Origin of the sequence: Bradyrhizobium sp. AZCC 2289 (genome assembly GCF_036924615.1) — a bacterium.
Classification (GTDB): domain Bacteria; phylum Pseudomonadota; class Alphaproteobacteria; order Rhizobiales; family Xanthobacteraceae; genus Bradyrhizobium.
This window is the reverse complement of the sequence record NZ_JAZHRY010000001.1, coordinates 9,827,612-9,845,049: the sequence shown is the minus strand read 5'-3', so window position 1 is coordinate 9,845,049 and position 17,438 is coordinate 9,827,612. Positions and strand designations below refer to the sequence as shown.

Below are 17,438 nucleotides of genomic sequence, written 5' to 3'. Positions count from 1 at the left end.
CATAACAAAAAGGCCGGCGCGAGGCCGGCCTTTTCCAGTCGCAAAGCCCGCTGTTGCGACGATCAGTATTTGGCGATGACCGGACCGCCAAAGCGGTAGCTGACCCGGACCGTGCCCATGTCGATGTCCTGGCGGATGTTGTCGCTGCGGGTGACGGCAATGGCCGTGACCGGGAACGTAACGTCGCGGTTGCCCATGAACAGATGGTTGTATTCAAAGCCAACGGACCAGTCCGGTGCGAAGCTGAATTCAATCCCGGTTCCGATCGCGCCACCCCAACGGGTTTCGGTGGTCTGATTGAACACGACACCGGTTGCGGTGAAGGCGCTGGTGTATTTGTTGTCGGTGACCGCAGCGCCGCCCTTCAGATACCAGAGCACGTTGTTCCAGGCGTAGCCGACCTGGCCGGTGAACAGGCCGATGGCGTCGACCTTGGTCTGGTTGGTATAGGGGATCACTGCCGTCAGGCTTGCATTCGATCCCTTCAGGTCGGCCCAATCGCCCTGGGCTTCGACGCCGAACACCCAGCCGGCCGATTGCCAGCGATAACCGATCTGGCCGCCGGCGAGGCCGCCCGTCGCGCTGTGACAGCCCTCGGAATTCGGGGTCACCGCAGCGCCTGCAACGCTGGTGATGGTCAGGCACTCGCGGCTCGATGCGCCGCCGCCGTTGAGGCCAATGTAAAAGCCGCTCCAGTCATACGCCGCGGCGATCATCGCGGGCGCTTTGGCATAGGGCCGCGCAGCAAGATCTGCCGCCGAGCGCGGGCGCCGCCGCCAATGTCGCCAAGGCGAACCCTGCTACCAGAACGTTTCGTATCATTTTCATTCCCCTGCGATCCCCGTTCGCGTCTTTTGGTCGCCGAGCGAACGAGTGAGATCGAAAAATTCTAGCTCAGCGGGTGCGAAAAGGCCGTCACCGAAAAACCACATCCGTGGCAAAACGCCTCATTCGGGACAGGCGTGCGCAACATCCGCGCACCGTCGAAATTCGATCGAAGCGCGAGTCGTGCAAACAACGAGTCATGCAAACAACGAGGCGTGCAAACAACGAGTCGTGCAAACAAAAAGGCCGGCGCTAGGCCGGCCTTCTCGTCTCGAATTTTGGCGCGTTGCGAAGATCAGTACTTCGCGACGACCGGGCCACCCCAGCGGTAGTTGACGCGGACGGTGACGAGATCGACGTCCTGACGGATGCGGTCGGTACCGAACAGAGTGCCAGCCGGGCCGGCGACGCCGTTGTTGAGGAAGGTGTTGGTCCTGTCCTGCATGAACAAATGATCGTATTCGATCGCAGCCGACCAGTTCGGAGCGAAGCCGTATTCAACACCGACGCCGACCGTGCCACCCCAGCGGGTGTCGTTGACGTCGTTGGAGACCACTACGTTGGTGCCGGTTGCGAACGAACGGAAACGATCCGAAGTCACGGCAGCGCCGCCCTTCAGGTAGAACAGCGCGTTGTTGGCGGCGTAGCCGATCTGACCGGTGAACAGGCCGAATGCGTCGATCCTCGACTGATTGTCGAAGAAGCCGCCGGGAAGCAAGCTCCGGTTCCGGCCGCTCAGGTCAGCCCAGTCGCCCTGCGCTTCAAGGCCGAACACCCAGGTGCCAGCCTGCCAGCGGTAACCGATCTGACCACCGGCGACGCCACCGGTTGCATCATGGCAACCCTCGGCCGCGACGAACGTGGCACCCAATGCAACCGGCGTCGTGAAGTCCCAGCACTTGTGGCTCGAACCCCAACCACCGTTGGCACCGATGTAGAAACCGCTCCAGTCATACACCAGAGCGATCGGCGCCGGCGGCGCCTTGGTGTAAGGACGCGCGGCAAGGTCAGCAGCGGCTGCGGGAGCAGCCAGCGCCATCAGAGCAACCGTACCAAGCAAAAACTTTTTCATCGCATAATCTCCAGCTCTTGGATCGCTTATCGTTGGTCCCGAAGCGTTTCAATTTATGACGCGAGCGCCGCGTCCGTGCTCAGGTCATACCCCGATTCAGCCGGAAATGCCGTCTCCGAAATGCAACACTCGCCGACGAAGTGAAGGCTCCGCAAGTTAGTGATTTGTTTAGAGTATTCGGGCCGGCCCCGACGCAATCGGGTTCCATTTTGGGTTCCCGGGTGCCGAAATACCGCCAGGTCCCGGCCTTCTGCAGGTTGCACAGAACAAAACTGGAACATTGTGCCGGGCGATGCTATATGTGGATAACCGGGGGATTGCCGCGGGATCGCCAAGCGGGCCATGGCTGCGAGCGTATAGGGTCGCTTTCAAATATCCCAAGGCAGATAGCGAAATCCGAAGCGACGGCCGGTGTTCGGCCAGTCCGGTAATTTTGAGTGGAGAGCAGCGATGGCGGGAAGCGTAAACAAGGTGATTCTGGTCGGTAACCTCGGCAAGGATCCGGAAATCCGGCGGACGCAGGATGGCCGGCCGATCGCCAATCTGAGCATCGCGACGTCGGAAACCTGGCGTGACAAGGCGACCGGCGAACGCAAGGAAAAGACCGAGTGGCATCGCGTCGTGATTTTTTCCGAGCCGCTTTGCAAGATTGTCGAGCAGTATCTGAAAAAGGGCGCCAAGGTTTACATCGAGGGCGCACTGCAGACCCGCAAATGGACCGACCAGAGCGGCGTCGAGAAATACTCGACCGAGGTGGTGCTGCAGGGCTTCAACTCGACGCTGACCATGCTCGATGGCCGCAGTGGCGGCGGGGGCGGCAGTTTCGGGCCCGACGAGTCGGGCGGCGATTTTGGTGCGGGCGGGCCATCGAGTTCCGCACCGCGCCGGGCTGTGGCGGCGGGTGCCGGCGCACGCAACAGCGATATGGACGACGATATTCCGTTCTGATCGCAGCACAGGTTCAGAATCGGATTGCGTGACGCCGGAATAGGCGGTGTCGCGCGAACCGGTTCGGTCTGTTTTCAACATTAAGAAATTTCCACAATATATTGATTTAAAAGGAAAATCGCGGTTGCGCTGCTGCGTATCGACTAGCTTTGACTTCGATCGATGTTAATGATATTAACATGATGTTAATGGTATTAACACGAGGAAATCGATCTAGCGTTTTCGATCATTTCCATTCCCGATTGAATTTCTGGATCGCCCGCCATGAGCCTCGCGCCGCTGCTCGATGCCGCCCCCGCGATCCCCGTTCATGCCTTTGCGGCGATGGCCGCGTTTGCGCTCGGCCTCGTCCAGTTCGCCGCACCGAAGGGAACGCTGCCGCATCGGACGATCGGCTGGATCTGGGTCGGCCTGATGGCCATAGTGGCGATCAGCTCGTTCTGGATCCATCAGATCCGACTGCTCGGCCCCTGGAGCCCGATCCATCTGCTGTCGATCTTCACCTTGATCGTGCTCCCGATCGCGGTATGGCGGGCGCATCATCACGACGTCACCGCTCACCGCCGCATCATGATCTTCATTTTCGCCGGCGCGCTGGTGGTCGCGGGGCTGTTCACTTTGGTGCCCGGACGGATCATGCACGCGGTGGTTTTTGGCCGTTAGCGGGCGCCTCGGACAAGCGGTTTTTCCCGTGCATTTCCACGCCGAAATGGCCGGTTCCGCGGGGCTTGGCGGCGGACCTCGCCAACCCGGTAAGTCTATGAAAAAACGAAGGGAAAAACAGCGCTGCGGAACCGTCTTGGGGTGGTTATCGGAGCTCCGATACGCTATATGATTCTTTGAAATCGAATTGACCGGATTCCCCCTTTGTCTGACCCTGAAGATACTCCGCCCGGCGAGCCGCCGGCGTCCTCCGATATTCGTCCCGTTTCCATTCTCGACGAGATGAAGCGCTCCTACCTCGATTACGCCATGAGCGTGATCGTGGCGCGGGCGCTGCCGGATGCGCGCGACGGGCTCAAGCCCGTGCATCGCCGCATCCTCTATTCGATGTACGAGCAGGGGCACACGCCGGACAAGAAATACGTCAAGTCGGCGCGCGTCGTCGGTGACGTGATCGGTAAATATCATCCGCACGGCGACCAGTCGATCTACGACGCGATGGTCCGGATGGCGCAGGATTTCTCCATGCGCGTGCCGCTGGTCGACGGGCAGGGCAATTTCGGCTCGGTCGATGGCGATCCGCCAGCCGCCTATCGATATACCGAAGCGCGTCTGACCAAATCGGCGCTCGCGGTGCTCGGCGACATCGACAAGGACACGGTCGATTTTCAGCCGAACTATGACGGTTCGGAAAATGAGCCGTCGGTTCTGCCGGCGAAGTTCCCAAATCTTCTGGTCAACGGTGCCGGCGGCATCGCGGTCGGCATGGCGACCAACATTCCGCCGCACAATTTGGGCGAAGTGATCGACGCCTGCGTGGCGCTGATCGACGATCCCGCGCTCGGCATCGACGACCTCATCAATATCATTCCCGGCCCGGACTTTCCGACCGGCGGCATCATCCTGGGGCGCCAGGGCATCCGTTCGGCCTATCACCTTGGCCGCGGCTCGATCGTGATGCGCGGCAAGGTCACGATCGACACCATCCGCAAGGATCGCGAAGCGATCATCATCACCGAGATCCCGTATCAGGTGAATAAGGCCACCATGGTCGAGCGCATCGCCGAACTGGTGAAAGAGAAGAGGATCGAGGGCATCGCGGATCTGCGCGACGAGTCCGACCGCGACGGGTTTCGCGTCGTGGTCGAGCTGAAGCGCGAGGCGATGGCCGATGTGGTGCTGAACCAGCTCTATCGCTTCACGCCGCTGCAGAGCAATTTTCCGGCCAACATCCTGGCGCTGGATCAGGGCCGGCCGCAGACGATGAACCTGAAGGACCTGCTGACGCTGTTCATCGCGTTCCGTGAGCAGGTGGTGACGCGCCGCACCAAATTCCTGCTCAACAAGGCCCGCGACCGCGCCCATATCCTGGTCGGCCTCGCCATTGCGGTCGCCAATATCGACGAGATCATTCGCGTGATCCGCACCTCGCCCGATCCGTCCACCGCGCGCGATACCCTGATGTCGCGCGACTGGCCGGCCCGCGATGTCGAGGCGATGATCACGCTGATCGACGACCCCAGGCACCGGATGGCCGCGGACGGCACCGCGCGGCTGTCGATGGAGCAGGCCAAGGCCATCCTCGATCTTCGCCTGCAGCGGCTGACCGCGCTCGGCCGCGAGGAAATCTCCGAAGAGCTCGACAAGCTCGCGATCGAAATCGCCGATTATCTCGACATCCTGCGCTCACGCGCGCGCGTTCAGGCGATCATCAAGACCGAACTCGCCGAAGTGAAGAACGAGTTCGCCACACCCGCGCAAAACCGTCATCATCGAGCAGGAGGGCGAGGTCGAGGACGAGGACCTGATCCAGCGCGAGGACATGGTAGTCACGGTCTCGCATGCCGGCTACGTCAAGCGCGTGCCGCTCTCGGCCTACCGGGCGCAGCGGCGCGGCGGCAAGGGCCGCTCGGGCATGCAGACCCGCGACGAGGATTTTGTCAGCCGCCTGTTCGTGGCCTCGACCCATACGCCGGTGCTGTTCTTCTCCTCGCGCGGCCAAGTCTACAAGGAGAAGGTCTGGCGGCTGCCGGTGGCGGCGCCGAACGGGCGCGGCAAGGCGCTGATCAACATCCTGCCGCTGGAGCAGGGCGAGCGCATCACTACCATCATGCCTCTGCCCGAGGATGAATCCTCCTGGGCCAATCTCGACGTGATGTTTGCCACCACCGGCGGCACCGTCCGCCGCAACAAGCTGTCCGACTTCGTCGATGTCCGCCGCTCCGGCATCATCGCCATGAAACTCGGGGACGGCGAGGCGATCGTCGACGTGCAGATCTGCACCGAGCGCGACGACGTGCTTCTGACCGCCGCCGGCGGCCAGTGCATCCGTTTCCCCGTCACCGATGTGCGCGTCTTCACCGGCCGCACCTCGATGGGCGTGCGCGGCATCGCGCTGGCAGACGGCGACACGCTGATCTCGCTGTCGATCCTGCGCCACGTCGAGGCGACCTCGGATGAGCGGTCGGCTTACCTGAAAATGCGCCGCGCCGTGGCCGGCGAGGTCGGTGCCGAAGAGCCGGCGGACGCCGAAGCCGAGGAGACGTCAGGTTCGCTCCAACTCTCCCAGGAACGCTATGCGGACATGTCGGCGCAGGAGCAGGTCGTGCTGACCGTCTCCGTCAACGGCTACGGCAAGCGCACCTCGTCGTTCGAATACCGCACCACCGGCCGCGGCGGCAAAGGCATCGTCGCGATGTCCGTCAACAACCGCAACGGCAAGCTGGTGGCGTCATTCCCGGTCGAAGATTCCGACCAGATCATGCTGGTGACCGACAAGGGTCAATTGATCCGATGCCCAGTCGAGGGCATCCGGATCGCCGGCCGTTCGACCCAGGGCGTCATCGTGTTCGATACCGCCGAGGACGAGCATGTGGTCTCCGTCGAGCATATCGGCGATGACGGGGAGAGCGGCGAGAACGGCAACGGGCATTGATGCCCGGCGTCATTCGGGGCGATGCGAAGCATCGAACCCGGAATGACGCGGAAACTGCTAAATCTCGATCTCGGTCCCGAACTCCACCACCTGCTTGGTCGGCACGCCGAAGAACGCCGCCGAGCGTTCGGCGTTGCGCTGCAGGAACGCGAACACCGACTCCCGCCATACCCACATGCCCGGAACATCCTCGCGCGGGATGATGGTTTCGCGGCCGATGTAGTAGGTGATGTCGGTGAGATCGATGCCGGGCAGCTTGCCCTGTTTGCAGGCCAGGATCAGCCCATCATAGATGGTCGGGTACTGCATGAAGCCGTAATGCAGGATGACCCGCGTGATGCCCGGGATCACCTCGATCACCTCGGCGCGCTCCTCGTCGGAGATGCGCGGGGATTCCTCGATCAGCACGGTGACCAGCACCACGCGCTGGTGCAGCACGTGGTTGTGCTTGACGAATTGCGTCAGCGCCAGCGGCACGCCCTTGGGCGACGACGCCAGGAACACCGCGGTCCCCGACAGTCTCGCACGGCACTTGTTGATGGCGGTCTCGATCAAATCCTCTTCCGGCTGACGCAGGGCGCCGCGGGCCCGCTCGACCAGTCTGACGCCGCTGCGCCAGGTCAGCATCAGGAACGCGACGAAGGCTGCGAGCAGCAGCGGAAACCAGCCGCCCTCGAACAATTTGACCGAGTTGGCGGCAAAGAAGATCACGTCGATGACGAAGAAGAAGCCGTTGACCGCGATCACGATGAACGGCGAATAGCCCCACTGGATCGCAACCAAAGCCGCGAGCAACGTAGTAATCGCCATCAATAGCGACACCGCGATGCCATAGGCGCCGGCGAGCGCGTCCGAGCTGCCGAAGCTCAGCACGGCGCCCAAGGTCGCGGCGGCCAGGAGCCAGTTCACCAGCGGCACATAGATCTGGCCGATCGCATCCCCCGTGGTGTGCCGGATCAACATCCGCGGCAGGAATCCGAGCTGGATCGATTGCTGGGTCAGCGAGAACACGCCGGAAATGATCGCCTGCGAGGCGATCACGGTGGCGAGCGCCGAGAACGCGACCAGCGGGTAGTGCAGCCAATCGGGTGCGAGCTGGAAGAACGGATTATCGATCGCGGTCGGATCGGAGACGAGCAGGCCGGCCTGGCCAAAGTAATTCAGCAGCAGCGCGGGCAGGCAGACCGCGAACCAGGCGAGCCGGATCGGGAAGCGGCCGAAATGCCCCATGTCGGCATACATCGCTTCGCCGCCGGTTACGGCGAGGAACGCGGCGCCGAGGATGGCGAAGCTGATGTGGAAATCCTGGTGGATCAGGAATTCGAACGCATAGAGCGGGCTTAGCGCTTCCAGCACCGCCGGCGCCTTCACGATGCCATGGATGCCGAGCGCCGCCAGAACGATGAACCATGCGAGCATCACGGGGCCGAAGATCCGGCCGATGAAACCGGTGCCTTGCTTCTGCATGATGAACAGACCGATCAGAATGACGATCGTGATCGGCACCACGGCCGGCGCCAGCGACGGCTCGTCCACCTTCAGTCCTTCGATCGCGCTCAGCACCGAAATCGCCGGCGTGATGGCGCCGTCGCCGTAAAGCAGCGCGGCGCCGACAAGGCCGACGACCAGAAGCTGCGCGCGCCACGTCCCCGGCCGGGCATTGCGCGCGTGGAGCAGTGCGAGCAGCGCGACGATGCCGCCTTCGCCGCGGTTGTCGGCGCGCAGGATCAAGAGCGCGTATTTCAGTGAAATGATCAGGATCAGCGCCCACAGGATCAGGGACACCACGCCGAGGATGTCCTCCTGGGTAACCGCTCCGCCATGGGCGGCGGCCTTGGCGGCTTCCTTCAGCGCATAGAGAGGGCTGGTGCCGATATCGCCATAGACGACGCCGAGGGCGCCGAGCGTTGCTGCGAGGGGGAGTGGGCTTGGATGGCCGGCGGCGATGGCGGGCGTACTGGTCACTGGCAAGACCCCAAGGACGTTGCATCGCGCCCGCCGGATCATCCGAAGCGCGCGATCAAGCGTCAGTTTGCGACGACACGCCGCAAATTACCATGGGGTGTTTTGTGACTGTGGGGAGGACGGCCCTTATGGGGTGCGGTCAGCGGTAACCAGGCGCGCTTCGCGGATCGGCGCCGCCTTGGTGCCGGCAACGCGAAGGCAGGAAGCCTCGAAATTCGGCCAGGCCTGCTGCGAGCAGTCCCTGCCGACCGCGCGGACGTCCAGACGGTCAGCCTTGGCGAGGGCCTGGGGTACGCTGGCTTCCACCTGCGGGGCGAAGCCGGGGAGAATGGTGAGTGCGGTAGCGACGAGCGCAGCAACAGCAATGGCAGAAAGTGCCTTGATCATGACGGTCCCCTGTCATTGGGCCTTCGCGGCCCGTCGTTTCGTTGTGAACTTACTAACCAGCCCAGGTTTCCGGCTGTCTTCGCCAAGCCCGAAAATGGTTTCGTCCCGCCTGAGTTTTGTTTCGTCGTCCATTGGCGGACGAAACATTGTCGGTTCGCTAAGGAGACGCCGGGACTCCGGAACTGGTTCATTGACCGACGCCAAATAAAAACCCTGCCGGTTGGGGAACCAGGCTGGCTTGCCGGGCCGCCCGGGGCGGGTTAGAGGGGGCTATGCCCCGTATCGCGCTTTATCCCGGCTCTTTTGACCCCGTCACCAACGGCCATCTGGACGTCGTCAAACACGCCGTCCTGCTGTGTGACCGGCTGATCGTCGCCATCGGGGTCCATCCCGCCAAAAAGCCGCTGTTTTCGACCGAAGAGCGTCTGGACATGGTCCGGGCGGTATTCGGTCCGATCGCGAAGGCGGCCGGCTGTGCCTTCGACTGCACCACATATGACAATCTCACGGTTACGGCCGCCCAGAAGGCGAGCGCGACCATCATGATTCGGGGCCTGCGCGACGGCACCGACCTCGACTACGAAATGCAGATCGCGGGCATGAACGAAACCATGGCGCCCGAGGTGCACACCGTGTTTGTTCCGGCCTCGGTCGCCGTCCGCCCGATCACCGCCACACTGGTGCGCCAAATCGCGCAGATGGGCGGCAACGTGTCCGCCTTCGTGCCGTCATCGGTCGCTGCTCAGCTCAAGACCAAATTCGCCAGCTAGCGGGCGTTCCGCGCCCCGATATCCGACCACTCGACCCCGGAGTTTTCATGATCCGAATTTTCGCCATTCTCGCTGTGCTGGTTTGCGCGGCGCCTGCGATCGCCCAGCCGTTGCCGGCCAATCTCGACAAGGCGAATGCGATCGTGATCGACACCACCAAAGGCCGCATCGTCATCAAGCTCAGAACCGACATCGCGCCGGGGCATGCCGAGCGGCTCAAGCAGCTTGCGCGCGAGGGCTACTACAACAACGTGCCGTTCCACCGGGTGATGGACGGCTTCATGGCGCAGACTGGCGATGGCCAGAATTTCAACGGCACCGGCGGTTCGAAATATCCGAACCTGAAGGCCGAGTTCTCCAACGTGCCGTTCAAGCGTGGTATCGTCGGGATGGCGCGCCGCGGCGACAGTAACGACTCCGCCAACTCGCAGTTCTTCATCATGTTCGCGGACGGCTCCAGCCTGAACGGCCAGTACACGGTAATAGGGGAGGTCGTCTCGGGAATGGATGTGGTCGACAAGCTGAAGAAGTCGCCGCCGGGATCGTCGAGCGGCCAGGTCACCGATCCCGACAAGATGGTGAAGGTGCAAGTCGCATCCGACATCAAGTGAGCCCAGACTGAACCATGGCAGCGCCGCGCAGCAAGCCATTTCCCTGGTTTGCCGTACCGCTGTTGCTGCTCGCATTGTCGGCGCCGGCGCGGGCGGAACCCGAGCGGCTCGACACCATCAGGGACGTCGTCGTCAGGCTGCATCGCTGCTGGAAGCCACCGCCGCTGTCGCGCGCCAACCCGATTGACATCACGGTCGTCGTCAGTTTCAACCGCGAGGGCGGCATTCTCGGCCATCCCCGGATCACCTATGAATCCGAGCAGGCCAGCGACAATGACCGGGTGCAGTACCGGATCGCGGTGATGGAGACATTGCAACGCTGCACTCCGTTGCCATTTACCGAAGGACTGGGCGGTGCCGTTGCCGGCCGTCCGTTCGCGATCCCTTTCAAAACCCGTAAATCCCCACCCAGAACCGAAGAGAAAAGAGCATGGCTGTCACCGAAAATACTTTGATCCTTGAAACCACCCAGGGTCCCGTCACCATCGAAATGCGGCCCGATCTTGCGCCGGGCCATGTCGCGCGGATCAAGGAACTGGTGCGCGAGGGATTTTACGACGGCATCGTGTTCCATCGCGTGATCGAGGGCTTTATGGCGCAGACCGGCTGCCCGCACGGCACCGGTACCGGCGGCTCCGGCAAAAAGCTCAAGGCGGAATTCAACAAGGAACCGCATGTGCGCGGCACCACCTCGATGGCGCGCGCGGCGAGCCCGGATTCCGGCGACAGCCAGTTCTTCATCTGCTTTGACGACGCCTCCTTCCTCAACGGCCAGTACACGGTCTGGGGCAAGGTGACCGAAGGCATGGAGAACGTCGACAAGATCAAGCGCGGCGAGCCGGTGAAGAATCCCGACAAGATCGTCAAGGCGCACATGGCCGCCGACGCGGCTTAACCTCGCGCTGTCATTCCGGGGCACGCGTCAGCGTGAACCCGGAATCTCGAGATTCCGGGTTCGCATCTTCGATGCGCCCCGGAATGACGCCAACGGCCACGCTGGAGCGCATTGCGCCATGCGCACCGATCTCTTCGACTTCGAACTTCCGCCCGAAAACATCGCGCTGCGGCCGGCGAGCCCGCGCGATTCCGCGCGGATGCTGGTGGTGCAGCCGGACGGTGTGTTGCGCGACCGCACCATCGCCGAGTTGCCGCAATGGCTGGAGCCCGGCGACCAGCTGGTCGTCAACGACACCAAGGTGATTTCGGCCCAACTCAAGGGTCGCCGCATCGGCAGGGAAACCGAACCCAAGATCGAGGCGACATTGATAAAGCGGCTCGACGGCTCGCGCTGGCAGGCGCTGGTCAAGCCCGCCAAGAAACTGGCGCCGGGTGATGTGGTGCGCTTCGGCAATGAAGGAAAAGTCTGCCTGCTCGGTCACCTCGACGCCGAGGTCGAGGCCAAGGGCGAAGACGGCGAGATCACGCTGTCGTTTTCGTTTCACGGGCCGACGCTCGACCAGGCCATCGCCGATCTCGGCGCGCCGCCGCTGCCGCCTTACATCGCCTCCAAACGCACGCCCGACGATCAGGACGCCGCCGACTACCAGACCATGTTTGCGGCCAATGAGGGCGCGGTTGCCGCCCCCACGGCCGGATTGCACTTCACGCCGGCGCTGGAAGCGGCCTTGCGCGGCCGCGGCGTCGAGCTGCATCGGCTGACGCTGCATGTCGGGGCAGGGACCTTTCTGCCGGTCAAGGTCGAGGAGACATCCGAGCACAAGATGCACGCCGAATGGGGCTGCATCTCGCCCGAGACCGCAGCGGCATTGAACGCGGCGCGCGCCAAAGGCGGCCGCATCGTCGCGGTCGGAACCACGTCGTTGCGGCTGTTGGAGAGCGCTACCGCCGAGGACGGCACCATCCAGCCGTTCGACGGGGAGACCTCGATCTTCATCACCCCGGGCTATCGTTTTCGCGCGGTCGATATCCTGCTTACCAACTTTCATTTGCCGCGCTCGACGCTGTTCATGCTGGTGTCGGCCTTCTCCGGTCTCGAGGCCATGAAACACGCCTATGCGCACGCGATTGCCGGCGGCTATCGCTTCTATTCCTATGGTGACGCGACTTTGCTGTTTCGCAAGTAGGGCTGGGTGACTTTCCGCTTGAGTACGCGATTTAACATGCGCGAGGATCGCGTATCTCACGGCTGAGACGACAAAGCAGAATTCGGCAATACTGAATAAGAGCCGTCGCTGAATGTCGCTGCGGCGGCTTTATTCGTGCTGTTAAGCCGCAGTTGCTGCTCGTTCGTGCTGTGCTTGCTCACGCTCTTCAAGGGCGGCGATGGTGTCGTCTTGATATTGTCCCGCCGCTCGATCATTCGATCGCGATCAGCGCAGACCGATGGCCGGATGACGTCCAGCTATCCGATCTCGAAGCACGGTTCGCATGCAAGCCGTGCGGCAAGAGGCGCGCCGACGTAGGGCCGAATTGGAACGCCAGGGGACCAGCCGCCGGCATGCAACTGAGCGCGGCTGGCCTGTCATGATGGCTCGCATCAGTGTTTTGCTCGCAGCGAACCGCGAGTTCAATGCATCACGGAAGGAACCCCGTTGGGGGCGCCGGAAGTTGAAACGGGATAAGCAATGACGGTCTGGATTTACGTCGATACCGGCAAGCTGGTTGGCGACCGCGATCACCTGAAGGTCTTTGCAAACGAGGACGCGGTCGAAACGTGGTTTCAGGAAAACGATCCGGAGCACGTCGCGTTCGAATATGAGGTTCTGGAATGAACCGCATCGGTCCTTTCCGATCTGCGAATGTCCCGCGTTACCCCCTATATACGAGCGGCTCGAGCAGCAGGCGGAACACCACGGGGCCAGCAATCAGCAACACAAACAGGATGGCACGAACGGACTGCGATCTGGCTTCATCGAGCAACGGCAGCCCCGCGAGCGGAAAGAGAGCCGCCAGCGGCAAATAGTAGCGCGGGTAAGCGGAACTCAGCCAGCCGTAGTCCACATGGAGCCTATAGCTGAAGATAACATGGATCACCAACGTCCCGGCAAATGCCAGCGCGCCGGCGACAATCAGGACATCGAGCGAAGCTGCTTTCCCGGAGACGACCCGCCGGATCGCCACCAGGGTCCCGGCATAGGCGCACAGCGCCGACATGATCGGGATCACGAGTGCGTAAAAATATGTGTCGCGCGGCTTCCACGGCGGCATCCATTCAACCGCAAATTCCAGGATGAAATGGCTGACATAGGCAAACGGTCCCAGGTGCTCGGCGCGATCCCAGCCGAACTGCGCTGCTTCCTTTGTGACCTTGGCGAGTTCCCCCACCGTCATCGGAGTCGGGCTGCCGTACTGCGCAATCAATGCAAAATAGGGAGCGCAGGCCAACAGCGCAGCGACCGCGATCGGCGCGATCCACCGGGATGGCAAGCGGCCGCGCCACAGCAACCACAGCAATACGCCACCGACAAGTCCCCCGGCCAACAGCAACCCGGTGAACTTCGCCCACGACGCGACAACGACGCCGCCGAGGGCAGCCAAAAGCCAGGCACGGCTGCCGCTGAACAGGAGTTGATAGGCGCCCAGCGTGGCGATCGCTCCGCCGGCGAAGGCGGGGTTGTCATTGCTAACGGAGCCGGCAAGGAGAGTCAGCAGCGGGATGCAGGCGATCGGAACAATATAGGCGCAGAACGTGGATCGCGGCAGCCCCGCCGCGAGCCCTATCGCCATCAGCGCTGCGAGCCCGATCGTGTCGAGCGCTACATTGAGCAGGCGATGGAAGATGAGCGCCTCGGGATGGCCTTCGAGGACGGGACCCAGCCGGGCCAACAGCAAATAATATGGCGACGGGTGATTGAGATAGTTGACTTCGCTGGTGAAGCGGAAGCTTGATGGGTCGAGCATCGGCATCTTCGCAAACTCGGGCCACGTATCGCCGGAGTGCTGGAGGTACGCGACATAAGATACATGCGCCACCTCATCGAAGCCCTGATTACTTATGTCCCTGCGAATAGTGCCAAGCGCGGAGATGACAAACAGCAAGAGCACGAAAGCGCCAAGGCGCCAATTGGCCGCCCGAACCGCATTTTCCTGGTCGTGTGAGAGCGTGTAAAAATGATCGGGCATAGTCATCGCACACTAATGTGCACATCACACATTAAGCAATTCCTATTCAATCACCGCCGTGACTGGCCTTCTAACGCGAAAATTAACAAATACATTATACAGCCGAGCCGAACGGTCGGAACGCTTCCAAATGCGCCTACGGTGTGAGGCAGAACGTTGAGGGTAAGTCCAATATGACGCGGATCGGCACTCGCGCAGAAGTCTGGATTTCCAACGTTGTTGCTTCGTTCGCGCGTTACGTCGCCGAACGCACGCTGCCCGAGTCAGTTCCGATGCTGATGCGCCGTGATGCCGTGATGGATTCTTTTAACTACGCAAAAGAAAACATGAAGGGCGCGTATGCGTTCTTGGATCGATTTGACGGCCTGGCGCTCTCCATCAAGGAAGCCAGGAGACGATTTCCTTCCCGCAATCGCGTCCTGGAGTTTGGAGTCTACAAAGCAGGAATGATTAACTATCAGGCCCGAAGATTTCCGGAACTGCAATTCGTCGGCTTCGATAGCTTCGAAGGCTTGCAGGAACAATGGAGCGGCATGGCTCCTGCGAAAACTTTCGATCTCGGCGGCAAATTGCCGAAGGTCCGGCCTAACGTTTTCTTGGTGAAGGGATGGTTTGCGGAGTCGGCGTCACGCTGGAAAGCGGAAAACCCCAGCTCCGATATCCCTCTATTGGTGCACGTGGATTGCGACACTTACGCCGCAACAGTCGATGTGCTGCAATCATGTGCCGACTACGTCGAACATGGCCTCGTCCTGCACTTTGACGACTATTTTGGCTTTCCCGATTGGAGAACCGGCGGATTCAAGGCGTTGCAGGAGATCTCGGAAGAGCGGCGTTGGCGCCTGACCTATCTGTCCTATGGCACCAAAGAGGTGTCGGTTCTGGCGGAGACCCCCTCCAACTGACGTCACACACAGCGGATATGTTGATGTTGCATTAACGCTTTTTTGCACGCAGAGATAAGCCGGGCGTTAACAAAGCTCTGCGTAAATGCGATCCGAAAAACCCAGGGATCGCGCCGCTCATGACCGTTGATGCAGAGATTTTCGTGATCGGCGCCGGCCCCGCAGGTCTCACGGCGGCTTATTGCCTGACAAAGGAAACGCCGACGGTCATCGTGATCGAGAAAGACCCGCATTATGTCGGCGGCATCAGCCGCACCGTGCGGCACGGCAACTTCTTGTTCGATATCGGGGGCCATCGCTTCTTCTCTAAAGCAAAGGAAGTCGTCGATCTCTGGCATGAGATCCTGCCGAATGATTTCATCACGCGACGGCGGCTATCGCGCATCTATTATGGAGGAAAGTTCTATTCTTATCCGCTGAGCGCATTCCAGGCGCTGCGCAATCTCGGGATTTTCACCAGCGCCGCCTGCATGCTTTCCTATGCGTTTGCTAAGGCTTTCCCGGTCGCGGCACCGCACAACTTCCATGACTGGGTTCGCAACCGGTTCGGCGAGCGGCTGTTCCAGATCTTTTTCAAGACCTACACCGAAAAGGTGTGGGGCATGTCGTGTGACGAAATTTCCGCCGACTGGGCGGCGCAGCGGATCAAAGGTCTGGACCTCCGTGTCGCGGTCATGAACGCGCTGACGCGTTCGTTCCGGCGCAAACCGAAAGCCGAGGCGACCGGTGACGATGTCGTCAAGACCCTGATTGAGACATTCCAGTACCCCCGCAAGGGTCCCGGCATGATGTGGGAGGCCGCGGCGGCCAGGGTCACGGAGCGTGGCGGCCGAATCTTGATGGGCCGCGAACTGGCCGAGCTGGCCTATGACGCAGTTCAGAAGCTCTGGCGCATCGAGGTTGCGACCGTGGACGGCGCGCGCGAAAGCTATACGGCGCGCCACGTCGTAAGTTCGGCGCCAATACGCGAGCTGGTGCAGAAATTGTTGCCGAAACCGATGTCGCTGCTGCATGCGCGCGAGTTGCGCTACCGCGATTTCCTCACCGTCGCGTTGATGATCAACAAGTCGGAAGTGTTCGACGACAACTGGATCTATATTCATGACCCCAGCGTGAAAGTCGGTCGCGTGCAGAATTTCGGTTCTTGGTCGCCTGAGATGGCGCCGGCCGGGATGAGCTGCCTGGGACTGGAATATTTCTGCTTCGAGGACGACGGCCTGTGGACGATGTCCGACCAGGAGCTCATCGCGCTCGCTACCCAAGAGGTCGCCAAGGTTGGTCTGGTCTCGGCCGCCGACGTGGTCGACGGCTGCGTGGTGCGCCAACCCAAGGCCTATCCGGTCTATGATGATGTCTATCGCGAGCACATCGCGACGATTCGGCGCGACCTTGAGCAAAGCTGTCCAACCCTGCATCTGATCGGCCGCAACGGAATGCACAAATACAACAATCAGGATCACGCCATGATGACCGCAATGCTGACGGCGCGGAACATCCTGGCAGGAGAACGCCTCTTCGACATTTGGCAAGTCAACGAGGACGCCGAATATCACGAAGCTGGCGCATCGAGTGCGCATGCCGCGCTCGCGAGCGGGCGCCTAGTGCCCCTCAAGGTGAACACCCGGGCGGCGTGAAACTTCTTACCCCATGGTCCTTGCTCGGCATGACTTCGTGAGGGTTACCCCAATAACAGTTACTTCGGTGGGGAATGGTGTAACGGTAGCAAAACCCGGTGCACCGGGGCCCGAGACGGTGGGATACGCACCTTCATTGAACAGCCGTCCCGGCTGTGTGTACCGAAAACTTAAACACGGGCGTAGCGGTGATGAAGTCGTGTGCCGTGGAAAGGCACGGTTCTTGAGAGGGTGCAAGTCCCTCCCGGCAAAAGTCGCTCCAGCCGGTAGCAATCGGAGCAGGCGGGAAGGCGACGACCTGTCTGAAGCCTCCGGTGGAAAGGGTCATTTAGTGACTCCGCGAGTGTGCGGGCTGTAACTTGAGTAAACGCTGAGCAGGCCTCGAAAATAACAATGTGGAGGCTGACCTGACGACTTCACAGGGAAAGCTGCCACTGCTGGGGAAGGGAGCGATAAGCACCCAGCAGCTCCACCGGGGTAGTGGCGACGGCACGTACACAACGAGAACTGGGGCAACACGGGAGACCCCATCGCGTGGTCTTGAGCGAGAGACCAACCGGAGGCCTGTGAAGGCCAGACCGGGCGCGGCGGGGAGTCGGTTGGGCTCGTAGTACTGAGGAAGCCGGGTAATGCCGGTGGA

15 protein-coding genes and 1 pseudogene are annotated in these 17,438 nt (G+C 61.5%); 11 read left to right on the top strand and 5 right to left on the bottom strand.

Features of this window, described 5'->3' with window-relative positions; all coding sequences use genetic code 11:
• Positions 1 to 62: 62 nt before the first annotated feature.
• Positions 63 to 716 (bottom strand): outer membrane protein, encoded by a 654-nt coding sequence (locus V1289_RS46295; RefSeq protein ID WP_334406266.1) that lies wholly within the window; start codon positions 714 to 716, stop codon positions 63 to 65.
• 404 nt (positions 717 to 1,120) lie between these two features.
• Entirely contained in the window at positions 1,121 to 1,897 is a 777-nt protein-coding gene (locus tag V1289_RS46290; protein WP_334406265.1) for an outer membrane protein, read from the bottom strand.
• Between the two features lie 450 nt (positions 1,898 to 2,347).
• Between V1289_RS46290 and V1289_RS46285 the strand changes: the two genes are divergently transcribed.
• From V1289_RS46285 to gyrA, 3 genes and pseudogenes are all read left to right on the top strand, one after another.
• The gene (locus tag V1289_RS46285; RefSeq protein ID WP_074276662.1) at positions 2,348 to 2,845 is read left to right on the top strand and encodes a single-stranded DNA-binding protein; all 498 of its coding nucleotides are present in this window, start codon (positions 2,348 to 2,350) and stop codon (positions 2,843 to 2,845) included.
• A 264-nt stretch (positions 2,846 to 3,109) separates the two neighbouring features.
• Positions 3,110 to 3,508 carry a DUF2306 domain-containing protein gene (locus V1289_RS46280; RefSeq protein ID WP_334406264.1) on the top strand — a complete coding sequence of 133 codons (399 nt, stop codon included), beginning with the start codon at positions 3,110 to 3,112 and terminating at the stop codon, positions 3,506 to 3,508.
• A 204-nt stretch (positions 3,509 to 3,712) separates the two neighbouring features.
• Positions 3,713 to 6,443 (top strand): annotated as a pseudogene (gene gyrA / locus V1289_RS46275) (DNA gyrase subunit A).
• A gap of 57 nt (positions 6,444 to 6,500) precedes the next feature.
• Here gyrA and V1289_RS46270 read toward each other — a convergent pair.
• Together V1289_RS46270 and V1289_RS46265 are read right to left on the bottom strand one after the other, a co-directional pair.
• Positions 6,501 to 8,408 carry a potassium transporter Kup gene (locus V1289_RS46270; RefSeq protein ID WP_334406262.1) on the bottom strand — a complete coding sequence of 636 codons (1,908 nt, stop codon included), beginning with the start codon at positions 8,406 to 8,408 and terminating at the stop codon, positions 6,501 to 6,503.
• A 126-nt stretch (positions 8,409 to 8,534) separates the two neighbouring features.
• Positions 8,535 to 8,795: a hypothetical protein gene (locus V1289_RS46265; RefSeq protein WP_334406260.1), complete on the bottom strand. Its 261-nt coding sequence runs from the start codon at positions 8,793 to 8,795 to the stop codon at positions 8,535 to 8,537.
• Between the two features lie 272 nt (positions 8,796 to 9,067).
• On the opposite strand from V1289_RS46265, the gene coaD reads away from it, so the two are divergent.
• From coaD to V1289_RS46235, 6 genes are all read left to right on the top strand, one after another.
• Entirely contained in the window at positions 9,068 to 9,565 is a 498-nt protein-coding gene (gene coaD / locus V1289_RS46260) for a pantetheine-phosphate adenylyltransferase (protein ID WP_334406258.1), read from the top strand.
• 47 nt (positions 9,566 to 9,612) lie between these two features.
• A complete protein-coding gene (locus V1289_RS46255; protein ID WP_334406256.1) occupies positions 9,613 to 10,176 on the top strand; it encodes a peptidylprolyl isomerase in 564 nt (187 codons plus the stop codon).
• A gap of 14 nt (positions 10,177 to 10,190) precedes the next feature.
• Complete coding sequence (locus V1289_RS46250; protein WP_334406254.1) at positions 10,191 to 10,631, top strand: hypothetical protein; 441 nt, start codon at positions 10,191 to 10,193, stop codon at positions 10,629 to 10,631.
• Complete coding sequence (locus tag V1289_RS46245) at positions 10,607 to 11,071, top strand: peptidylprolyl isomerase (RefSeq protein ID WP_074276671.1); 465 nt, start codon at positions 10,607 to 10,609, stop codon at positions 11,069 to 11,071. Before V1289_RS46250 ends, V1289_RS46245 begins: the two co-directional genes overlap by 25 nt.
• Before the next feature lie 118 nt (positions 11,072 to 11,189).
• A complete protein-coding gene (gene queA / locus V1289_RS46240; protein ID WP_334406252.1) occupies positions 11,190 to 12,260 on the top strand; it encodes a tRNA preQ1(34) S-adenosylmethionine ribosyltransferase-isomerase QueA in 1,071 nt (356 codons plus the stop codon).
• A 501-nt stretch (positions 12,261 to 12,761) separates the two neighbouring features.
• The gene (locus V1289_RS46235; protein ID WP_334406250.1) at positions 12,762 to 12,908 is read left to right on the top strand and encodes a hypothetical protein; all 147 of its coding nucleotides are present in this window, start codon (positions 12,762 to 12,764) and stop codon (positions 12,906 to 12,908) included.
• Positions 12,909 to 12,945: 37 nt separating this feature from the next.
• On the opposite strand, the gene V1289_RS46230 is transcribed toward V1289_RS46235, so the two are convergent.
• Entirely contained in the window at positions 12,946 to 14,259 is a 1,314-nt protein-coding gene (locus V1289_RS46230; RefSeq protein WP_334406248.1) for a hypothetical protein, read from the bottom strand.
• 173 nt (positions 14,260 to 14,432) lie between these two features.
• On the opposite strand from V1289_RS46230, the gene V1289_RS46225 reads away from it, so the two are divergent.
• Both V1289_RS46225 and V1289_RS46220 read left to right on the top strand, forming a co-directional pair.
• A complete protein-coding gene (locus V1289_RS46225; RefSeq protein ID WP_334406246.1) occupies positions 14,433 to 15,164 on the top strand; it encodes a hypothetical protein in 732 nt (243 codons plus the stop codon).
• Positions 15,165 to 15,283: 119 nt separating this feature from the next.
• Complete coding sequence (locus V1289_RS46220; protein ID WP_334406244.1) at positions 15,284 to 16,798, top strand: NAD(P)/FAD-dependent oxidoreductase; 1,515 nt, start codon at positions 15,284 to 15,286, stop codon at positions 16,796 to 16,798.
• Positions 16,799 to 17,438: the final 640 nt, after the last annotated feature.

What these genes read in the sequence shown, in the direction of transcription:
- V1289_RS46220 (WP_334406244.1), top strand. Translation starts at nt 15,284, where the DNA reads ATGACCGTTGATGCAGAGATTTTCGTGATCGGCGCCGGCCCCGCAGGT.
- V1289_RS46290 (WP_334406265.1), bottom strand. Translation starts at nt 1,897, where the DNA reads ATGAAAAAGTTTTTGCTTGGTACGGTTGCTCTGATGGCGCTGGCTGCT.
- V1289_RS46225 (WP_334406246.1), top strand. Translation starts at nt 14,433, where the DNA reads ATGACGCGGATCGGCACTCGCGCAGAAGTCTGGATTTCCAACGTTGTT.
- coaD (WP_334406258.1), top strand. Translation starts at nt 9,068, where the DNA reads ATGCCCCGTATCGCGCTTTATCCCGGCTCTTTTGACCCCGTCACCAAC.
- V1289_RS46280 (WP_334406264.1), top strand. Translation starts at nt 3,110, where the DNA reads ATGAGCCTCGCGCCGCTGCTCGATGCCGCCCCCGCGATCCCCGTTCAT.
- V1289_RS46235 (WP_334406250.1), top strand. Translation starts at nt 12,762, where the DNA reads ATGACGGTCTGGATTTACGTCGATACCGGCAAGCTGGTTGGCGACCGC.
- V1289_RS46255 (WP_334406256.1), top strand. Translation starts at nt 9,613, where the DNA reads ATGATCCGAATTTTCGCCATTCTCGCTGTGCTGGTTTGCGCGGCGCCT.
- queA (WP_334406252.1), top strand. Translation starts at nt 11,190, where the DNA reads ATGCGCACCGATCTCTTCGACTTCGAACTTCCGCCCGAAAACATCGCG.
- V1289_RS46285 (WP_074276662.1), top strand. Translation starts at nt 2,348, where the DNA reads ATGGCGGGAAGCGTAAACAAGGTGATTCTGGTCGGTAACCTCGGCAAG.
- V1289_RS46230 (WP_334406248.1), bottom strand. Translation starts at nt 14,259, where the DNA reads ATGCCCGATCATTTTTACACGCTCTCACACGACCAGGAAAATGCGGTT.
- V1289_RS46250 (WP_334406254.1), top strand. Translation starts at nt 10,191, where the DNA reads ATGGCAGCGCCGCGCAGCAAGCCATTTCCCTGGTTTGCCGTACCGCTG.
- V1289_RS46245 (WP_074276671.1), top strand. Translation starts at nt 10,607, where the DNA reads ATGGCTGTCACCGAAAATACTTTGATCCTTGAAACCACCCAGGGTCCC.
- V1289_RS46295 (WP_334406266.1), bottom strand. Translation starts at nt 716, where the DNA reads ATGATCGCCGCGGCGTATGACTGGAGCGGCTTTTACATTGGCCTCAAC.
- V1289_RS46265 (WP_334406260.1), bottom strand. Translation starts at nt 8,795, where the DNA reads ATGATCAAGGCACTTTCTGCCATTGCTGTTGCTGCGCTCGTCGCTACC.